16 protein-coding genes are annotated in these 19483 nt (G+C 68.2%); 7 read left to right on the top strand and 9 right to left on the bottom strand.

Annotated features, from left to right (window positions below):
* The first annotated feature begins 39 nt into the window (after positions 1–39).
* From BN977_RS26515 to BN977_RS26505, 3 genes are all read left to right on the top strand, one after another.
* Complete coding sequence (locus BN977_RS26515; RefSeq protein ID WP_036402759.1) at positions 40–831, top strand: class I SAM-dependent methyltransferase; 792 nt, start codon at positions 40–42, stop codon at positions 829–831.
* Positions 828–2369, top strand: a complete 1542-nt coding sequence (locus BN977_RS26510) for a 1,4-alpha-glucan branching protein domain-containing protein (protein WP_036402757.1) — start codon at positions 828–830, stop codon at positions 2367–2369. Before BN977_RS26515 ends, BN977_RS26510 begins: the two co-directional genes overlap by 4 nt.
* Positions 2370–2472: 103 nt before the next feature.
* Positions 2473–3714, top strand: coding sequence for a glycosyltransferase family 4 protein (locus BN977_RS26505; RefSeq protein ID WP_036402754.1), 1242 nt, complete (start codon positions 2473–2475; stop codon positions 3712–3714).
* Positions 3715–4188: 474 nt separating this feature from the next.
* On the opposite strand, the gene BN977_RS31600 is transcribed toward BN977_RS26505, so the two are convergent.
* Positions 4189–7161: an Eco57I restriction-modification methylase domain-containing protein gene (locus tag BN977_RS31600; RefSeq protein ID WP_051561923.1), complete on the bottom strand. Its 2973-nt coding sequence runs from the start codon at positions 7159–7161 to the stop codon at positions 4189–4191.
* Between the two features lie 480 nt (positions 7162–7641).
* Here BN977_RS31600 and BN977_RS26495 point away from each other — a divergent pair, with 480 nt between their 5' ends.
* Both BN977_RS26495 and BN977_RS26490 read left to right on the top strand, forming a co-directional pair.
* Positions 7642–8970, top strand: a complete 1329-nt coding sequence (locus BN977_RS26495; protein ID WP_036402751.1) for an MFS transporter — start codon at positions 7642–7644, stop codon at positions 8968–8970.
* Positions 8963–9724, top strand: a complete 762-nt coding sequence (locus tag BN977_RS26490; RefSeq protein WP_036402748.1) for an ArsR/SmtB family transcription factor — start codon at positions 8963–8965, stop codon at positions 9722–9724. Before BN977_RS26495 ends, BN977_RS26490 begins: the two co-directional genes overlap by 8 nt.
* Here BN977_RS26490 and BN977_RS26485 read toward each other — a convergent pair.
* Entirely contained in the window at positions 9721–10458 is a 738-nt protein-coding gene (locus BN977_RS26485; protein WP_036402745.1) for an acyltransferase, read from the bottom strand. The two genes, BN977_RS26490 and BN977_RS26485, sit on opposite strands and share 4 nt — an antisense overlap.
* A 47-nt stretch (positions 10459–10505) precedes the next feature.
* Between BN977_RS26485 and BN977_RS26480 the strand changes: the two genes are divergently transcribed.
* Positions 10506–11822, top strand: a complete 1317-nt coding sequence (locus tag BN977_RS26480; protein ID WP_051561921.1) for a BamB-related PQQ repeat family beta-propellar protein — start codon at positions 10506–10508, stop codon at positions 11820–11822.
* A gap of 1 nt (position 11823) precedes the next feature.
* On the opposite strand, the gene BN977_RS26475 is transcribed toward BN977_RS26480, so the two are convergent.
* The 7 genes from BN977_RS26475 to yczE all read right to left on the bottom strand — a co-directional run bounded on the left by BN977_RS26475 (position 11824) and on the right by yczE (position 17816).
* Positions 11824–12510, bottom strand: coding sequence for an esterase (locus BN977_RS26475; protein WP_024450499.1), 687 nt, complete (start codon positions 12508–12510; stop codon positions 11824–11826).
* Positions 12511–12572: 62 nt separating this feature from the next.
* Positions 12573–13769 (bottom strand): THUMP-like domain-containing protein, encoded by a 1197-nt coding sequence (locus BN977_RS26470; RefSeq protein ID WP_084172771.1) that lies wholly within the window; start codon positions 13767–13769, stop codon positions 12573–12575.
* Positions 13727–14701 carry a class I SAM-dependent methyltransferase gene (locus tag BN977_RS26465; protein ID WP_024450501.1) on the bottom strand — a complete coding sequence of 325 codons (975 nt, stop codon included), beginning with the start codon at positions 14699–14701 and terminating at the stop codon, positions 13727–13729. Before BN977_RS26465 ends, BN977_RS26470 begins: the two co-directional genes overlap by 43 nt.
* Positions 14702–14710: 9 nt before the next feature.
* Entirely contained in the window at positions 14711–15403 is a 693-nt protein-coding gene (locus BN977_RS26460; protein ID WP_036402743.1) for an enoyl-CoA hydratase, read from the bottom strand.
* A 1-nt stretch (position 15404) separates the two neighbouring features.
* Complete coding sequence (locus BN977_RS26455) at positions 15405–16268, bottom strand: NUDIX hydrolase (protein WP_109790291.1); 864 nt, start codon at positions 16266–16268, stop codon at positions 15405–15407.
* Positions 16269–16329: 61 nt separating this feature from the next.
* Entirely contained in the window at positions 16330–17169 is an 840-nt protein-coding gene (locus BN977_RS26450; protein WP_024450504.1) for an ABC transporter ATP-binding protein, read from the bottom strand.
* Entirely contained in the window at positions 17130–17816 is a 687-nt protein-coding gene (gene yczE, locus BN977_RS26445) for a membrane protein YczE (protein ID WP_036402738.1), read from the bottom strand. The genes BN977_RS26450 and yczE overlap by 40 nt, the downstream gene beginning before the upstream one ends.
* 206 nt (positions 17817–18022) lie before the next feature.
* On the opposite strand from yczE, the gene yczR reads away from it, so the two are divergent.
* The gene (yczR, locus tag BN977_RS26440) at positions 18023–19465 is read left to right on the top strand and encodes a MocR-like transcription factor YczR (protein WP_036402735.1); all 1443 of its coding nucleotides are present in this window, start codon (positions 18023–18025) and stop codon (positions 19463–19465) included.
* The last annotated feature ends 18 nt before the right edge of the window (positions 19466–19483 follow it).

Genomic DNA, 19483 nt, shown 5'->3' with positions numbered 1-19483 from the left:
CGTTCGCGAACACCTCATCACGGGTTAGCCTGCCTTCCAATGAGCACATTCGGTTCGGTCGACAACCCGGGCGCGCAGCCTTCGCTGCCGCTGACCGGTGAACGCACCATTCCCGGCCTCGCCGAGGAGAACTACTGGTTCCGCCGCCACGAGGTGGTGTACCAGCGACTGGCCGAGCGCTGCGCAGATCGCGACGTCCTGGAGGCCGGGCCCGGCGAGGGTTACGGCGCCGATCTGATCGCCGGCGTGGCCCGCCGGGTCATCGGCGTGGATTACGACGAGTCCGCGGTGGCCCACATCCGGGCGCGCTATCCGCGCGTGCAGATGCACTTGGGGAATCTGGCCGACCTTCCCCTTGCCGACGCGTCGGTCGACGTCGTGGTGAACTTCCAGGTCATCGAGCACCTGTGGGATCAGGCCCAGTTCGTCGGCGAGTGTTTCCGGGTGCTGCGGCCCGGCGGGCTGTTGATGATGTCGACGCCGAACCGGATCACCTTCTCCCCCGGCCGGGACACCCCGCTCAACCCGTTCCACACCCGGGAACTGAACGCCGCCGAGCTGACCGAACTGTTGACCGACGGTGGCTTCGCGATGGAGGCGATGCTCGGCGTCTATCACGGCGCGGGCCTGGCCGCGATGGACGCCCGGCACGGCGGTTCCATCATCGACGCCCAGATCGCCCGCGCGGTCGCCGACGCGCCGTGGTCGGACGAGCTGCTGGCCGATGTCGCCGCGGTCAGCACCGACGACTTCGACCTGGTCGAAGACGGCCGGGACAACCGTGCCATCGATGACAGCCTGGACCTCGTGGCGATCGCGATCCGGCCATGAGCGAGCCGGTACCGGGCCTGTTCACCCTGGTCCTGCACACGCATCTGCCGTGGCTGGCCCACCACGGCCGTTGGCCGGTCGGCGAGGAATGGCTCTACCAGTCCTGGGCGGCGTCCTATCTGCCACTGTTGCGGGTGCTGCGCACGCTGGCCGCCGAGGGCCGCGGGCACCTGGTCACCCTGGGCATGACTCCGGTGGTGACCGCGCAGCTCGACGACCCGTACTGCCTGGCCGGGATGCGGCACTGGCTGGCCAACTGGCAGCTGCGCGCGCTGGAAGCCACCACGGTCGGGTCCGGCACCGCGTTCGCCGCTCCAGAGGCCATGCGCGCGTTCGGCATTCACGAATTCGACGCGGCCGAGCGGGCGCTCGACGAGTTCGGCTCGCTGTGGTGCCACGGCGCCAGCCCGCTGCTGCGCGGACTCATCGACGGCGGCACCATCGAACTGCTCGGCGGGCCGTTGGCCCACCCGTTCCAGCCGCTGCTGCATCCGCGGTTACGCGAATTCGCGCTGCGCGAGGGCCTGGCCGATGCCGCGCACCGGTTCGCGCACACCCCGACGGGCATCTGGGCGCCCGAGTGCGCGTACGCGCCGGGCATGGAAACCGGTTATGCCGCAGCCGGTGTCAGCCATTTCATGGTCGACGGGCCCTCGCTGCACGGTGACACCGCCGTCGGCCGCCCGGTCGGCGAGTCGAACGTCATCGCGTTCGGGCGCGACCTACAGGTCAGCTACCGGGTGTGGTCACCGAAATCCGGCTATCCGGGGCACGCGGCCTACCGCGACTTCCACACCTACGACCACGTGACCGGGCTCAAACCGGCCCGGGTCACCGGCCGCAACGTGCCCTCGGCGGAGAAGGCCCCGTACGACCCGCAGCGGGCCGACCGCGCGGTGGACGCCCATGTGGCCGATTTCGTCGAGGTGGTGCGCCGCCGGCTGATCGAGGAGGGCGAGCGGACCGGGCGCCCGGCCCACGTGGTGGCGGCGTTCGACACCGAACTGTTCGGTCACTGGTGGCATGAGGGCCCGCTGTGGCTGGAACGGTTGTTGCGGGCACTGCCCGCCGCGGGCATCCGGGTCGGCACCCTGTCGGATGCCATCGAGGCCGGTTTCGTCGGCAGCGCCGTCGAATTGCCACCCAGCTCTTGGGGTTCCGGCAAGAACTGGCAGGTGTGGAATGGGCCGGCGGTCAGCGATATCGTCCAGCTCAACAGTGAGGTGGTGGACACCGCGCTGACGGCGGTGGACAAGGCGCTGGATGCGACCGACGCGCCGCACACCCGTGACCGGGTGGCCGACCAGATCCTGCGCGAGACCCTGTTGACCGTTTCCAGTGACTGGCCTTTCATGGTGAGCAAGGATTCGGCGGCCGAGTACGCCCGCTACCGCGCCCATCTGCATGCGCACGCGACCCGCGAGATCGCGGCGGCACTGGCGGCCGGGCGCCGCGATCACGCGCAGCGGCTGGCGGAGGACTGGAACCGCGCCGACGGGTTGTTCGGCGCCCTCGATGCCAGGAGGCTGCCGCGATGAGCAGAGGGCGCGTTTTTCCCGCGAGCGTGCGTGTTTGGACACCGACACGCCGCGCACACCGTACATTTTGCGCACGCTCACCACTGGCCGAAGGTGCGCTGGCATGAAGATCCTGATGGTGTCGTGGGAGTACCCGCCCGTGGTGGTCGGCGGCCTGGGCCGGCACGTGCATCACCTGGCCACTGCCCTGGCCGAGGCCGGCCACGAGGTGGTGGTGCTGTCCCGGCGGCCCACGGGCACCGACCCCAGTACCCATCCGTCCACCGACGAGGTGAGCGAGGGGGTGCGCATCGTCGCCGCCGCCGAGGATCCGCACGAGTTCGATTTCGGCACCGACATGATGGCCTGGGTGCTGGCGATGGGTCATGCGATGACCCGCGCCGGGCTGAGTATCCGCACCCGCACCGGGCGGCCCTGGCGCCCGGACATCGTGCACGCGCACGACTGGCTGGTGGCTCACCCAGCCATCGCACTGGCCGAATTTTTCGATGCCCCTTTGGTTTCCACCATTCACGCGACCGAGGCCGGACGGCATTCCGGTTGGGTGTCGGGCCCGATCAGCCGCCAGGTGCACGCCGTGGAGTCCTGGCTGGTACGCGAATCCGATTTCCTCATCACCTGTTCGGCGTCGATGGGCGAGGAGATCACCGAACTGTTCGGCCCGGGGCTGGCCGAGACCCGGGTGATCCGCAACGGAATCGACGCGGCGGCATGGCCGTTCGCGAAGCGCGTCGCGCACGGCGGGCCGCCCCGGCTGCTGTATCTGGGCCGGTTGGAGTACGAGAAGGGTGTGCAGGACGCCATCGCCGCGCTGCCCCGGATCCGGCGCACCCATCCCGGTACCACGCTGACCATCGCCGGCGACGGCACGCAGCGCGACTGGCTGGCCGAGCAGGCCCGCAAACACAAGGTGGTCAAGGCGATCGAGTTCGTCGGACGCCTCGACCATGCCGAGCTGGTGCAGATGCTGCACACCGTGGACGCCGCCGTGCTGCCCAGCCACTACGAGCCGTTCGGCATCGTCGCGCTGGAGGCCGCCGCCACCGGCACTCCCCTGGTCACCTCGACCGCCGGCGGCCTGGGCGAGGCCGTCATCAACGGTGAGACCGGCGTGTCCTTCCCGCCGCACAACGTGGCCCAGCTTGCCGCCGCCGTGCGCACCGTGCTGGACGACCCGGCCGCCGCGCAGCGCCGCGCCATCGCCGCCCGCGAGCGCCTCAACCACGACTTCGACTGGCACACCGTCGCCGCCGAGACCGCCCAGGTGTACCTGGCCGCCAAACGCGGTGAGCGCAATCCGCTTCCGCGCCGGCCGATCGTCGAGCACGCGCTCCCCGACCGCTGAGGCCAAAAGTGCGGTACCCCTTGTTCTTTGGCTTGTTCTCGACGTAACCACTCATTCCATTCGTCGATGCGCGCCAGATTGGCCGCACGCTCGGCCTCGATCCGCTGGGCCCGCTCCTGCGCGCGCGTGCGTCGACGGGTAGGCATCTTTTGCTCACTCCGGCAGCCGGATCCGCGCGGCCGAGCGTCGGTGTTCCCGTCGGGGTGCCCAGCGCCGGGAACCAGTGCGCGCCGTCTGGCGTGGTGATGTACGTGTTGCCGGTCGGCGTCGCCCAGACAACCGGCTCCGTCGGGTAGTTGAAAGTCGCTCCAGCCGGTGTGGAATGTCTTGAGCAGGTGATGTCAGCGATCTTATGAGAGACAATTAATGGCGTAGCAAGAACCGCGTTTCAGCCCTCAAGCAGGGCTGCAGCACCAACAATTTGTCATCGCGACTGCGACACGCCTTCTGCGGTGATCATCACGAAGCCCCGTTTCACATGTCCCCGTCTCCATCGGTTAGCTGAGCCACTAACGGCGCAGCGCCGAGTCTCCGTTCTATAAGATTGCGCTGCCGCTTTGACAACCCGTAAAGGTCGTAGACCGCGTCGTCGAGCGACACCCAGGCTGACTCCAGCATTCGACCGATCCGCTGAGCGCCGCTAGACGTCTTTTCGGCTCTGGCCTGCGCCTTGAGCGCAGCAATGCGGTTGCCCGACTTCATCACTTTCTCAATCAACTGGTGTTCGGTCGGGGACGTTGGATCGTGCACCGCAATCGGAAGATCCAGAAGCTCATTTGATGCCACATTATTGTTGCTGCTCGTTAACCGGAAACGCCATTGCATCAAGTCTGAGTTCAGCAGAGCCACCAAGTACTCAAGCGGCAACGGAGCGCCCTCAGCTGCCACGATTGAGTTCGTCGAATCCGCAAACCACATCTGTGATGACACGACAGCGCAGACTAATCGCTGGCGCTCGTCGACCCCGGTAATTCGCTGAGTAGCGATCCGAGGCGCCAACGGTGCCGTCTTGCCTGGATACCTCTTGCGAAGCGCCTTGGCGTTCAACATCTCTCGCTGGCCTTGGCTTAGTGTGTCCCGCAATTCGAAGGTCCCGACCTCCACTCCTTTGAGTAGCGGCTCGTACCCTTCCTTCTCTTCCGCACCTACGATGTACCGACCGTAGGTCGTCTGGTTGATCTCTCCGCGGGTAACGACGTATGACGTGCCGAGGTCGCTAAGTCGTCGAACATGGGGCTGGCTGTGAATGGCGCGACAAATCTCCCATTCGTCTGCTGCAAGCAAGGGAACCGGCGCGTTCGCAGAGTTCAGAAGTTGGAGGTCGCCGAAGCTCAGTACATTGTCGATTGACTCGTCCTTCAGGTCATTGCCGGGAAAAACGCGGGTGGTTATCTGGTTCTGCGCAGTGAGCTTGCCGCCACTCTTCTGGCCCGCGACCACCATCGTTGATAACTTTGCGTCCCTAAAGATCCGCCTGTAAGGATTGTCCTTCTGTGGGAAGCAGTCGAGCGTAGGGTTACGCAAGTACGTGAATAGATGCTTCCGCGTGTTACGGGTACTTATGTCGGCGGCAAGTCCCATGGGAACGATCATCCCCATGTAGCCGTCTGGGCGGACGAGCTCGCTGGACTGAACCAGGAAGAACCGGTAAAGGTTCAGTTTCCCGCCGAGGGCGGCTTCGTAGTCCGTGCGGCTGGGAATGTACTCGCGCAACTTGTCGTGCGGCCACGACGCTTCGCCACGGTCCTTTTCGATTACGTCATATGGCGGGTTGCCGATGACAGCATGGAAGCCCTTCGCAGCCATCGCCTCTGGAAAACCAACCGCCCAGTCGAAAGGATTGAGGTCGTACTCTTCTTCGGGCGTCAGTTCGACGACGGAAATCACTGAGCTGTCAACCAAGCTGTTGCCGCACAAGATGTTCTTATCCAGATCGGGTAGCGCGCGCTCGACAGCGAACATTTTCAGCTGGCTGTTGATCGTCTCGCTGGTTTCGCCCTCCAACACACGAAGCATCAACGAAAGTTTGGTGACCTCGACCGCCTGCCGATCTATGTCCAAACCAAAGAGGTTCGAAGTCAGTATTCGCTTCCGCTCTTCTAACGTAAGCCGCAATTCGCCATTCGCATCCTTGAACAGCACCTGTCGACTGGAGGCGGAGCCGGACTCCGAATGCGCTTTGGTGAACCACCGGATCAGGTACTCGAATGCCCCGAGCAGGAAGGACCCTGAACCGCATGCAGGATCAAGGACACGGATATTCCGCGCTGCGCGAATCGTCTTGCCTTCCAGCAGCGGGCCTAGTGTTTTTTCCACTATGTGCTCAACTATGTATGTAGGTGTGTAGTAAACACCTCCAGCGTGGCGGATTTCTGGTTTTTCTTCGACGACGACCGCACGCTTGTCAGTAAGTCGAATGACCTTGCCGAGGAATTGTTCGTATACCTGCCCAAGAATGTCAGCTGGCATAACCGAAAATTCGTAAGGGCTTGTCGGGTAATACATTGAGCCGATGATGTCTTTTAAGACATCATCCTCGATGGTCAAGCCGGGCGTTAGCCTGTCTGGGGATGAAGACCGATCCCGCTCGGCCTTAAAATGAAATAGGCCCGAGTTGTAACGCGTATCTGCTGCGGTGAATATATCGAGCAAGCGGGCGTACACGCCGCTACTGGTCGATGCGTCCTTTAGGTCACCGTAGGGCTCGATGCCACGGTCCTCTGCGATTCGCAGGAAGACGATCCGGTCGAGAGTTTGTTGGACCGCTTCGTTCAGTTCGTTGACCGATACTGTCGGATTCAGCTTTGCGATGTTGCGCGCCAGGGCGATGCGCCACTGCTCCATTTGAAGCAGAAAAATTCCGTCGACCTCTGACGTGCCGCGCCGCCGACTGGCCTGGTCGAAGTACCGCTGTAGAGAGCCTTGATTCACCGCTTTGTTGCTAAGAAGATCCTCGACCTCTGTCCAACGCTCGATGAGGTCTTTCCAAGGCACGAGCAGGGTCCGCGCGGCCGAAGCGCGGTCGTTGTCCGATGGCTGCTGCGTGCAGTCGTAGATCGCCAGATGCCTGAAGTTCGTAAGGACACTGATCGCCAGCTTCGCCGTCCACCCATACCGGCGAAGTTGATACGCGGACGGGGAATCCCTCGAAATATCGATACTGGGCTTCTTGGCCTCGACGAAAAAGACTCGGTTTCCGCCGACGCGGAACGCGTAGTCCGGCGCTTTGTGTGAGCCGCCGATCTTCAAGCTGTATTCGTTGACCACGTCTTTGTAGGCTTCGGAGTACTGTCGGCGGTTGACGACGTCCCAGCCAAGTGCCGCGAAGAGTGGTTCGATGAATTCTTTGCGTGTGTCTGCTTCTCCGTATGAGCCTGATTCGAACGCCCGACGTTCCCGCTCGTACCTCTCAACAAGGTCCCAGATCTCTTTGGGCGCTTCGGCCATAGTTGCTCCTCCGACATCAACGCACGTCGATCACTGCCGCAACACAGCGGTTTACCGATCGACGTTGAGGTTACGGCGCACTGCTGACATTCGGCGCGACCGACGCTCGCGTTGGCGTGCCTCTTCAGCACGAAGGCGGCCCTGCGAAAAATGGTGGCCACCGCGCGCTCGTCATGGGCCGCGGAGGCGTCCAGTATGTTTGGGCCAGGCGACACCGCCGCGCTGGGCAGTCGCGGCCTTCGCACTTGCACTCGTCGAACTCGCCGCACCAGGGCTCGTCGGCCGTGGGGACGCTCACGGGGTCGACGGGCATCTTGCCGAATTCGCCGAACCAGTGTTAGACCTCGGCGCAGTGCAACCAAACTTCGCCGCCAAGCCTTTTCACTAGCCACACCAGCCAATCCGGCCAGATACCTAGCTCACCTAAGCGACGGGGATGATTCGGCGGGCACCGAATCATCCCGGCCATAGCGTCGAGCCATGCGCACCATCCCCACGCTCATCGCCGCCTACCTCGGCCTGTTCGTCGGGCTGATCGACAGCAACGCCGTCAACCTCGCGTTACCGGCCATCCGCACCGAGTTCGGCGGCGGGGTGTCTGCCGCCCAGTGGGCGGCCGACGCCTACAACGTCGCGTTCGCCGCGGTACTGCTGACCGCGGGCGCCGCGGGCGACCGGTTCGGCCGCCGCACGGTGCTGCGCATCGGTCTGACGCTGTTCGCCGCGGCCTCGCTCGGCTGCGCGGTCGCCCCGCACCTCGGGACCCTGCTGACCGCCCGGGCGGTGCAGGGCATCGCCGCCGGGATCATGCTGCCGCAGGGGCTGGCGATCGCCGCGGCAGCGTTCCCCGACGCCGCGGGACGCGCCAAGGCCACCAGCGCCTGGGCGATGGTGGCCGCGAGCAGCGCGGCGCTGGGCCCGGTGCTCGGCGGCGTGCTGACCGACACCCTGGGTTGGCGCGCCATCTTCTGGCTCAACGTGCCCGTCTGCCTGGCCGCGCTCGCCATGTCGTACCGGTACTTGCCCGAGTCCCGCGATCCGGACGCCCGCCGATCCGATGTGCCGGGCCAGTTGCTGGCCATGGTGTCGCTAGCCACCCTGACCCTGGTGTTGGTGGAGGGCCGCTCACTCGGCACCCTGAACACCACCGCGCTGAGCGCGGTCGTCGTGGTCGCCGGCGCGGCGTTCGTGTGGTGGCAGCGCCGCGCACCGGAACCGACAATTCCGGCCGACCTGGCCCGCAACCGGCAACTGGCCGTCGGCCTCGGCGCCACGTTCGCCATGACGTTCGGGGTCTACTCCTTGATGTGGCTGAACAGCCTGGCCTTCCAGCAGCAGCGCGGCGCCAGCGCACTGGCCACCGCACTGTGGTTCCTCCCGCTGCCGCTGACCTACCTGGCGCTGATCCCGGCGGTCAGCCGCGTCGCCCGCCGCACCGGCCCGCGCCCACCCATGATCGTCGGCCTGACCCTGATGGGGGCCGGCATTCTGGCCTACGCCGCCGTCGGACCCGACGCCCACCTCCTCCTGCTGGCCGCGACCTTCGTGCTGGTCGGCGCCGGGCTGGCGTTCAACACCGGCCCCGCGGTCACCATGGTGCTGTCCGCCGTGCCGGTTCGGCGGTCGGGGCTGGCCTCTGGCCTGGCGAACCTGGCCCGGCTGATCGGTGTCACCATGGGCATCGCGGTGGTCGGGACCGTGCTGGCCACGGCCGGTGTTCGCGCGGCGCTGGTGGTCGGTGGCATCGTCGAATTGTCCGGTGCGATCCTCGCTTACCGGGTGCGCGCCAAGGAGGTATGCCATGCGTGACGTCGCCGAACTACCCGCCCACGGCGACGCCGATATCGCCAGCGTCGCCGCCCTGCTGGCCGATCCGGCCCGATGCAAGGTGTTGCTGGCGCTCGACGACGGCCGGGCGCTGCCCGCCAGCGTGCTCGCCACCGAGGCCGGTATCGCCCGCTCCACCGCCAGCGGGCATCTGGCCAAGCTGACCGAGGCGGGCCTGCTCACGGTGCACACCCAGGGCAGGCACCGGTACTACCGGCTGGCCGGCCCGCAGGTCGGTGCGCTGCTGGAACAGCTGGGCCGGCTCGCACCCGCCCAACCGGTGCGTTCCCTGCGCGAGGGCACCCGCGCCGCCCGATTACGGTCCGCCCGCACCTGTTACGACCATCTCGCCGGCCGCCTCGGCGTCGCCGTGATGGGCAGCCTGCTGGAGCGCGACATGCTCACCGGCGGCGACGGCCACTACCGGCCGCACCGCGACCACCGCGACGGGTTGAGCCGGCCAGGCCATGACATCGATTACCAACTGAGCCGAGACGGGCGGGTTTTCCTCGCCGATATCGGCGTCGAAATACCAACCGGTGCACGCACATTCATCGGCTACTGCGTCGACTGGACCGAGCAGCGCCATCACCTGTCCGGAGCGCTCGGCCGCGCGCTGCTGGACCGCTTCGTGGCGGCGGCGTGGATCAAGCGGGTGCACACCGGGCGCGCGGTGCTCGTCACCGACCGCGGCCGGGCGGCGCTGGCCGAGCACTTCGGGATCGACTGGGCCTAGCGCGCGGCTTTCTTCCGCTCGATGTCGGCCAGTGCCGCCGCCAGTTCGGCGCGGTCGGCGGCCGACGCGTCCCACGCCACCTTGCGGTTCTTGACCACCTTGGCGGGGGCGCCGACGGCGATGGAGTAGTCCGGGATCTCCCCCTTGACCACGGCGTGCGCGCCGAGCACACACCCGCGCCCGATCGACGTCCCGCGCAGGATGGTCACCTTCGCCGCGACCCAGGTGTCCGGCCCGATCCGCAACGGGCTCTTGACGATGCCCTGGTCCTTGATCGGTAGTTCCAGGCTGTCCATCTTGTGGTCGAAGTCGCAGACGTAGCACCAGTCGGCCATCAGCACCGAGTCCCCCAGCTCGATGTCCAGGTAGGTGTTGATCACGTTGTCGCGGCCCAACACCACCTTGTCGCCGATGCGCAGCGAACCCTCGTGACAGCGGATGGTGTTCTTGTCCCCGATGTGCACCCACCGGCCGATCTCCATGGTGGACAGCTCCGGGGTCGCCTGGATCTCCACGCCCTTGCCCAGGAACACCATGCCGCGGGTGATGATGTGCGGGTTGGCCAGCTTGAATTTCAGCAGCCGCCAGTACCGCACCAGGTACCACGGGGTGTACGCCTTGTTGGCCAGCACCCAGCGCAGCGAGTCGGCGGTCAAGAATCGCGCCTGACGCGGATCACGCAGTCGAGAACCGCGCCACCTCTTGTGAAGGGGCGCGCCCCACATCGTCGTCATGGCCGGTCAGCCTACGCGAGGGCGGCACCGGATAGTCTCGGGACTCGATGCCTGCTTCCACGACGTTGCCTGCTCCCACTACGGCGATACGCCGGTTCGCTGCTGTGCTGGGTGTCGCGGCGCTGACCGTGACTTCCTGCGGCAACACCGACTCCTGGGTGGAGGCCCATCCCGCCCAGGGCTGGTCGGCCCAGTACGCCGACGCCGCCAATAGCAGTTACAGCCCGGTCGACGGGGCGAACACCCTGAAGCTGGAGTGGAGCCGGTCGGTCAAAGGTGAGCTCGGCGCGCAGGTCGCCCTGGGCGCCGGCGGGTACCTGGCCGCCAACGCCCAGACCGCCGACGGCTGCTCCCTGATGCTGTGGGAGAGCGACAACAACGGCAGGCAGCGCTGGTGCACCCGGCTGTGGCAGGGCGGCGGCATGTCCAGCCCCCTGATCGACGGCTTCGACAACCTGTACATCGGCCAGCCCGGCGCCGTCATGTCGTTCCCGCCGACCCAGTGGATCCGCTGGCGCCAGCCCGTCATCGGGATGCCCAGCACGCCACGGCTACTGGACCCCGGCCAACTGCTGGTGCTCACCCATCTCGGTCAGGTGCTGGTGTTCGACGCGCACCGCGGCACCGTGATCGGCACCCCGATGGATCTGGTGGCGGGCGTCGACCCGACCGATGCCCAACGCGGCCTGCAGGATTGCGCGCCGGCCCGGCGCGGCTGCCCGGTGGCGGCGGCCCCCGCCTTCTCCGCGGACACCGGCATCGTGGTGGCCACCCTGTGGGAGCCGCAGGCACCCGCCCCGGCACTGATCGGCCTGCGCTACAAGCCGAACCAGACACCGATGCTGACCCGCGAATGGACCAGCACCGCGGTGGGCGGCGGCCCGCTCGCCGCCCCGGTGCTCTCGGCCGACGGCCGCACCGCCTACGTCAACGGCCGCGACCGCAAACTGTGGGCCATCAACACCGCCGACGGCACACCGAAATGGTCGGTGGCACTGGACTTCCAGCCCCAGACCCCGCCGTCGGTGTCGCCGCAGGGCGTGATCGTCGCCGGCGGCGGACCGGGCGCCAAACTGGTGGGTATCAGCGACGGCGGGGACAGCGGCAAGATCGCCTGGACCCGTGACGACACCGAGCCGCTGTCGACGTCGAGTCAGGCCGGTGCGCGGACGGCGTACACGGTGACCCGCGACGGCGCGAACGGCTTGGCGCTGTTGGCCTTCGACCCCAGCGACGGCCACACGCTGAACCATTACGAGCTGCCCGAGGCCACCGGGTGGCCGGTGGGCGTGTCGATCGGCCACGATCGCCGCGTGGTCGCCGCGACCAGCGACGGCCAGGTCTACGGCTTCGCCCCCGCCTGACTCAGGCGATCATCGGGTCGATCGGCCCGCGCGGCACTGACACCTGCACGGCCCCGGCCGCTTCCGGCAACAGCTCACCCTGGCTGAAGAAGAAGATGATCGCGTCGTTGGTGATCGCGAAGTTCTGGTAGTTGGCCGGGTCCAGACCCGCCGCGGGTGCCACCGGATTGACCAGACCGGACTGCTTGGCCAGTTCGGCCTGCACCACCGGGAAGATCGCCGGCAACGGGTCGGTGCCCGCGCGGAACAAGTTCTCGAAGGTGATCGGCTTGCCCAAGGCCTGGTCCCAGTTGAAGGCCTTGTAGAAGGTCTGCGGGTGCGCACCGCCCACGTTCTGGTAGGTGGTGAAGACCACCGACTGCGTGCCCCGGGGCGGCACCGACGAGTTGTACTGGGTTGTGGTGGTGTCCAACTCGTAGGGCATGCCGCGGGAGTCCGGCGTGCGTGCGACGTTCAGGAACCCGTCCCGGGTCTGCTTGACGTAGTCGAAGACGGCGCTCTGGTTCGGGAAATCGGTCGGGAACGTGATGTTGAGGGTGTAAGCCGGATCGGTGGCCTGCACCACGCAGGTCGAATCGGGCCCCGGGTTGCCGCCCACATCGGAGCATTTGGGCGGGGCGGCCGAGGCCACTCCCGTGCCTGCGGACCCCAGCAGCACAAGAGAAACGGCCAGCGAAACAACACGCATCGGGTGACATCCTCCGGATCCGGGACGGCACGGGCGCCGCCGCCGCCAGATTACCTCTGGCGTCATCGCGACGGCCGACAAATGAACGCCACCGCACGGCTTGCCGCGCCGGTGCCGATCCGGGCGATCACCACGCTGAGCCGCTCGGCGCCCCGCGGTTTGAGGCGCCGCCGCAACACGTCCGGGTCGACATCCACGCCGCGCACCAGGATCTCGACCGTCCCGGCGTCGCGCGCGCTCAGTTCCCGGCGCAACCGCTTCTCGTCGAATCCGATCTCGGCGAGCACCTCGAAACCCCGCACCCCGTCCGGCAATTCGTCGCCGGACAGGTACGCGATATCGGGGTCCAGTTGCCACAGCCCGTGCCTCGTCCCGTACTGGCGTACCAGTCCGGCGCGCACCACGGCCCCATCGGGGTCGACGATCCAGCGGCCGGCCGGTGCCACCGGGCAGTCGTCGGGATCGGTGTCGGTGATCTGCTCGCCACGGTCCAGCAGGGTGGCCCGGCGCCCGGCGGCGGCCAGCCCGGCCGACCACAGGCATGCCTCGCGCACGCTACCGCCCAGCGAGCACACCTCGATCTCACCGTGGAAGCCGAGCTCTGCGAGCTGTCCGAAATCGATTCCTGGCGCGCATTTCACCACCAGGTCGCGACCGCGGTAGACCTCCAACAGCAGGTCCAGCGCCGGGGTGTAGTCGCGCGGGTCGAACCGCCGCCGGCCCGCGCTGCGGCGGGCCGGGTCGGCCACCACGACGGTGTCGCGGGTGACCGGTGCCAGGGCGTCGGCACGGCACAGGTCCACCCCCGCGACGTTGCCGCGGGCCATGGCAAGTCGCACCGGGTCCAGGTCGCTGCCGAGCAGCACGGCGGCGGTGCCCCGCAGAGCGGCCAACTCCGCGCCCACCGAACAGGTCACGTCGTGCACGCGCCGGCGGGCCAGCCGAGCGGCCCGGTGCCGGGCCACCGGCTCCGCGGTGCACTGCTGCAACGCCTCGTCGGTGAACAACCAGCGCGCCGGATCGGCGAACTTGGCCGCAGCCCGGCGCCGCAGCAACACCGTCTCCACCAGCACGGCGGTGCGGTCACCGAAACGTCTTCGGGCCGAAGCGATATCGGCCACCCGGCTGGCTTCGGTCAGCCGGTAGTCACCGACCTCGGCCAGCGCCGCCCGGCCTTCGTCGCCGCGCAGGTACGCGACGTCGCCCAAGCTGAAACTTACGACGGCTTGACCCCGGTGACCATCACGTTGTAGAACCAGCCCTTGGGCACCACCCGGCGCCACACGTTGGAGTCCACCCAGGACAGCGACGTCCAGCTGTTGAACGCGAATTTGGCCCAGCCCCAACCCAATTTGCCGGGGGGCACCGATGCCTCGAAGGTGCGGATCGGCCAGCCCAGCATGGCGGCGGTGAATTCCTCACTGGCGGTGGCGACCTCGACCGCTCCGGCGTTGGTGGCCATCCGCTCCAGATCCGACGGCTCGAAGGTGTGCAGGTCCACCACGGCCTCCAGCGCCGCGGCGCGCGAGGACTCGTCGAGTTCGGCCTGCGGCCGGCGCCAGCCTTCCAGGCCGGGCAGCTTGGTGATGTTGGTGGACAGGTGCCAGGTCAGCGTCGACAGGTTGCGGGCGTACACATTGCCCTTACTGGTCGGCTCGCCGGCGAAGACGAAGCGCCCGCCCGGCTTGAGCACCCGCACCACCTCGCGCAGGGACAGCTCCACGTCGGGGATGTGGTGCAACACCGCGTGCCCCACCACCAGGTCGAAGGTGTTGTCCTCGTACGGGATGCCCTCGGCGTCGGCGACGCGACCGTCGACGTCCAGGCCCAGGCCCTGCCCGTTGCGGGTGGCGACCTTCACCATGCCCGGGGACAGGTCGGTGACCGAGCCGCGCCGGGCCACCCCGGCCTGGATCAGGTTGAGCAGGAAGAAGCCGGTGCCGCAGCCCAGCTCCAGGGCCCGGTCGTAGGGCAGTTCGCGCTGTACCTCGTCGGGGACGATGGCGTCGAACCGGCCGCGGGCGTAGTCGATGCAGCGCTGGTCGTACGAGATGGACCACTTGTCGTCGTAGGTCTCGGCTTCCCAGTCGTGGTAGAGCACCTGGGCCAGCTTGGTGTCCTTCAGCGCGGCCTCGACCTGTTCGGCCGTGGCGTGCGGGTTGGGGGCGGGAGTGTGGTCCGTGCTCGTCATATGGGCAGCCTAACTGCCGGTCGCCGTCCCGAAGACCTCGACGTAGTGGCGCACCCCGTCACCAGCGCCGTCGATCATTCCCTTCGCCCCGGCCAGCACGTGCGCGGGCGCCTCCAGAAATCGCCTGGCCCGGGCCAGTGCGGCGTCGTACACCCCGTCCGGGGCCACCATCTGGTCGATCAGGCCGATCTCCAGGGCCTCCTCGGCGCCGACGAACCGGCCGCTGAACACCAGGTCCTTGGCCCGGCTCACCCCGATCGCGCGGACCAGGCCGGCCGTGCCCGCCGCGGGCAACAGCCCGGCGAGCACCTCGGTGGCGCCGAACTTGACGTTGTCACCGGACACCCGCCAGTCGGCGGCCAGCGCCAACGCCAGCCCGGACCCCAGCGCATATCCGGTCACCGCGGCGATGGTGGGTTTCGGGATACCGGCGACGGCGTCGACGGCGGCCCGGCACGCCCGGGTGACGCTCTCGGCGTCGCCGGCGTGCAACCGGCGCAGCTCGGGCACGTCGTCACCGGCGCAGAACACCTCGTGGCCGCCGTACAGGATCACCGCGCCGACGCCGGGATGGGCGCCCAGTTCGGCGGCCGCCTCGCCGATCTCCCGGCACATCTGGCGGGTCAGCGCGTTGCCCGGCGGGCGGGACAGCACCAGGGTGCCGATGCCGTCGTCGACGACCAGGGTGATGAACTCGCGCACGTCAGTACCCCTCGGGTGCGCGCCGGTTCCGCGCGGCGTTGTACCGGGCGCCGTCGAAGAACTCGATGTCCCAGTCGCCGGTGCCCTTGTCCGCGGACAGCCTGGGCTCCATCGCGACGATCTTGCGCTCGGTGGCCAGCACCTCGGCCACCGTGCGCCCGTTCAGTGAATCCAGCTGCGACCAGGTGGGCGGCAGCAGGAAGGAGCGGCCCTCGGCGAACTCGTCCAGGGCGGCCTGCGGGGTGGACCAGAACGCGCGGTCGCTCTCGGTGTTCTCCCCGTCGGCGCGCTGGCCGGCCGGCAGCGCGGCCACGAAGAAGTAGGTGTCGTAGCGGCGGGTGCGCTCCTCTTTCGGGGTGACCCAGTTGGCCCAGGGCCGCAGCAGGTCGGCCCGCAGCACCAGTTTCTCGGTGCGCAGGAAGTCCGCGAAGGACAGCGAATTGTTGGCCAGCGCCGCCCGCTGCTCCCGGTACACCGACGCGTCGTCCACGAGGACATCCGAGTCGTCGGCCGCACCCGCGAACAGCACCCCGGACTCTTCGAACGTCTCGCGGGCGGCGGCGCACACCAGCGCCTCGGCGAGGTCGACGTCGACGTTGAGGCGCTCGGCCCACCACGTCGGGGCGGGGCCGTACCAGGCGATGTCCTGGCCGTCCCCGGGGGCAGGAGCGGAGCGACTCGGGGGGTTTTTGTAGTCGCGCTCGTCGACACCCCCGCCCGGGAACACCATCACGCCCGCGACGAAGTCCATCGCGGAGTGCCTGCGCATCAGGAAGATCTCCAGCGACTCCGGGGTGCCCTGATCACGCAGCAGCATCACCGTCGAGGCCGGCCGGGGAATCAACGGGTCGCCGGGGGTACTCATGCGCCGGCCTCGCAGGCTCGGACGGCACATTCAGCGCCGATGATTCGCTCGCAAGCTTCGCTCATGCGCGCCTCCTGTGTGCCGCGCGGCTGCGCACCCGCCGCGCGAAGTAGCGTCCGTCGACCACCTCCAGGGCGATCGACTGCCCGAAGGCGGTGGACAGGTTCTCCGATGTCAGCACATCGGTGAGCAGACCGGAGGCGACCACCGCCCCCTCGGACAGCAGCAGGCAGTGGCTGAAGCCGGGCGGGATCTCCTCGACGTGGTGGGTGACCAGCACGATGGCCGGCGCATCCGGGTCAGCGGCCAGGTCGGCCAGCCGGGCCACCAGTTCCTCCCGGCCGCCCAGGTCCAGCCCGGCGGCGGGTTCGTCGAGCAGCAGCAGTTCGGGGTCGGTCATCAGCGAACGCGCGATGAGCACGCGCTTGCGTTCACCCTCGGACAGCGTGCCGTAGGTGCGCTCGGCCAGGTGCTCGGCGCCGACGCTCTCCAGCATGTCGACGGCCTGCTCGTAGTCGACGTCGTCGTATTTCTCGCGCCACCGGCCCAGCACCGCGTACCCGGCCGAGACCACCAGGTCGCGCACCACCTCGTCGTCGGGTACCCGCTGGCTCAGCGCCGAACTGGACAACCCGACCCGGCTGCGCAGCTCGGCCATGTCGGTGCGGCCGAGCCGCTCCCCCAGCACGAACGCGGTGCCCGACGACGGATGGTCGACGGCGGCGGCGATCCGCAGCAGCGAGGTCTTGCCGGCCCCGTTGGGCCCGATCACCACCCAGCGCTCGTCGAGTTCGACGGCCCAATCGAGCGGCCCGACCAGGGTTTTGCCGCCGCGGCGCAGGCTGACTCTGGCGAAATCGATCAGCAGGTCTGGATCGGATTCACGCTCGGTGTCTGGCACTCGCCCATCGTAGTGTCGGGCTCCTTGCCGGCCCGGGAGCGCCCCGGGGCGCCGAAGTCGTGGAACAGCAGCCGGCGCGGCATGATCCGCAGGATCAGCTGGACCAGCGGGCCGATCCCGAAGGCGTACACCACGGTGCCGACGCCGACGGTCCCGCCGAGCAGCCACCCCGCGGCCAACACGGTGGCCTCGATGGCGGTGCGGACCAGCCGCACCGAGAGCCCGGTGCGCGTCACCAGGCCGGTCATCAGCCCGTCCCGGGGGCCCGGGCCGAGCCCGGCACCGATGTAGAGCACGGTGCTGACGGCGTTGAGCAGGACCGCACCCAGCATCAGCGCGATGCGGGCGGGCAACGACTCCGGCGCGGTCAGCAGGGCCAGTCCGGCATCGACGGTCACCGCGATGACGATGACGTTGGCCACCGTGCCGATGCCGGGCTTGTTGCGCAACGGGATCCAGGCCAGCAGCACGATCACGCCGACCACCGCGGTGGCGGTTCCGATCGACATGGGGGTGTGCCGGGTGAGGCCCTGATGGAACACGTCCCACGGGTCCAGCCCGAGGCCGGCGCGCACCATCATGGCCATCGACAGGCCGTACCCGACGAGACCGAACAGCAGCAGCGCCGCCCTGGAGAGGTGCCTCATGCGTGGTCGGGGAAGCGAGCGCGGATGGCGTCCAGTTCGTTGCGAACGCGCCGGGCATCGGGGTCCCCGCCGGGTCGCACGCGGTTCGACGGGCCACTGCGGTGGTACTTCGATGCCAGTCGGGATAGCCAGTTTCTGTTCACGTTGCCAGTTTCGAACCAGATTGGCTTGCCCATCAATAGCCAGTTCGGCCATACTGGCATCAAATGTCGATAGAAATGGCTGCCAGATCACTCGATGAGGACCTTTTGGCCCGCGAGTTGGGTAACTGGCGCACCTCCAGCGCCACCGGCCCGGCCTACGCCGGACTGGCCGACGCCATCCGGCTGCTCATCGTGGACGGGCGGGTCCCGGTCGGCGCCCGGCTGCCCAGTGAACGGGCCCTGGCCGATGCCCTGCGGGTCTCCCGCACCACGGTCACGGCGGCCTTCGCCCAACTCCGCGAGGACGGCTACCTGCAGGCCCGCCGCGGGGCGCGCAGCACCGCGGCGTTGCCGCCCCGCCCCGAGATCGCCGCCGAGCCGAGCACCGGTGCCACCGTCAGCCTGGCCGCCGCCGCGCTGTCGGCGCCGAGCGCCCCGGTCCTGGAGGCCTTCGCCGCGGCCACCCGCGACATCACCCCGTACCTCAGTGAGCCCGGCCACGACCTGACCGGCGTGTGCGCCCTGCGCACCGCTGTCGCCCAGCGGTACTGCGACCGCGGACTGCCCACCGACCCCGGCCAGATCATGATCACCAGCGGCGCCCAGCACGCGATCGGGCTGATCCTGGCCGCGTTCACCGAGCCGGGCGATCGCGTGCTGGTCGAGCAGCCGACGTACCACGGCGCGCTGTCGGCCATTTCGACCGCGGGGACGCGCGCCGTCCCGGTCCCACTCACCGACGACGGCTGGGAACTGGACGCGGTGCACGCGGCGTTGCGCCAGCTCTCCCCCAGCCTGGCCTACCTGATCCCGGACAACCACAATCCGACCGGGTTCACCATGGCACCGGACGAGCGAATCCGGTTGGGGCACATCATCTCCGAAACCCGGACCCGCACCGTCATCGACGAGTCGATCATGGACATGTGGATCGACCAGGCGCCCCCGGCGCCGCTGGCCACCAGCGTGCCGCGGCACGACCTGGTGCTCACGGTCGGGTCGATGTCCAAATCGTTCTGGGGTGGCCTGCGGGTCGGCTGGATCCGCGCCGAACGCAACACCCTGGCCACCATCGCGGCCATCCGGCCGTCGGTGGATCTGGGCACCCCTATCCTCGAACAGCTCACGGCGGCACGGCTCATCGAAGGACGGGACGCGGTACTGGCCGAACGCCGGGCCCTGCTGCGCAGCCGCCGGGCCTACCTGCTGAGCCTGCTGGAACGCCGGCTACCCGACTGGCGGCCCGGGTCGGGCCCCAACGGGATGTCGCTGTGGGTCAAGCTGCCGGCCCCGATGAGCACGGCGCTGTCGGCGTCGGCCTCACGGTTGGGCCTGGACCTGCCGGCCGGTCCGCGGTTCGGGGTGGACGGCACCCTGGAACGGTTCGTGCGGGTGCCCTATGCGCTGCCCGAGCCGCAACTGGACGAAGCGGTCGACCTGATGGCGCGGGCCTGGGCGGCCATCACCGGCGCGCCCGAACCGGAATCCCACGCGGTCGTGGTCTGAGTCAGGATTGCCGCACTT

This window comes from Mycolicibacterium cosmeticum (assembly GCF_000613185.1).
GTDB classification, from domain to species: Bacteria; Actinomycetota; Actinomycetes; order Mycobacteriales; family Mycobacteriaceae; genus Mycobacterium; species Mycobacterium cosmeticum.
Note: the sequence above shows the minus strand (reverse complement) of the source record. Positions and strands in the feature narration are given on the sequence as shown.

Coding starts and splice junctions, on each gene's coding strand:
- BN977_RS31600 (WP_051561923.1), bottom strand. CDS start 7,161: ATGGCCGAAGCGCCCAAAGAGATCTGGGACCTTGTTGAGAGGTACGAG.
- BN977_RS26490 (WP_036402748.1), top strand. CDS start 8,963: ATGCGTGACGTCGCCGAACTACCCGCCCACGGCGACGCCGATATCGCC.
- BN977_RS26505 (WP_036402754.1), top strand. CDS start 2,473: ATGAAGATCCTGATGGTGTCGTGGGAGTACCCGCCCGTGGTGGTCGGC.
- BN977_RS26475 (WP_024450499.1), bottom strand. CDS start 12,510: ATGCGTGTTGTTTCGCTGGCCGTTTCTCTTGTGCTGCTGGGGTCCGCA.
- BN977_RS26510 (WP_036402757.1), top strand. CDS start 828: ATGAGCGAGCCGGTACCGGGCCTGTTCACCCTGGTCCTGCACACGCAT.
- BN977_RS26480 (WP_051561921.1), top strand. CDS start 10,506: ATGCCTGCTTCCACGACGTTGCCTGCTCCCACTACGGCGATACGCCGG.
- BN977_RS26485 (WP_036402745.1), bottom strand. CDS start 10,458: ATGACGACGATGTGGGGCGCGCCCCTTCACAAGAGGTGGCGCGGTTCT.
- BN977_RS26515 (WP_036402759.1), top strand. CDS start 40: ATGAGCACATTCGGTTCGGTCGACAACCCGGGCGCGCAGCCTTCGCTG.
- yczE (WP_036402738.1), bottom strand. CDS start 17,816: ATGAGGCACCTCTCCAGGGCGGCGCTGCTGCTGTTCGGTCTCGTCGGG.
- yczR (WP_036402735.1), top strand. CDS start 18,023: ATGTCGATAGAAATGGCTGCCAGATCACTCGATGAGGACCTTTTGGCC.
- BN977_RS26495 (WP_036402751.1), top strand. CDS start 7,642: ATGCGCACCATCCCCACGCTCATCGCCGCCTACCTCGGCCTGTTCGTC.
- BN977_RS26455 (WP_109790291.1), bottom strand. CDS start 16,268: ATGAGTACCCCCGGCGACCCGTTGATTCCCCGGCCGGCCTCGACGGTG.
- BN977_RS26465 (WP_024450501.1), bottom strand. CDS start 14,701: ATGACGAGCACGGACCACACTCCCGCCCCCAACCCGCACGCCACGGCC.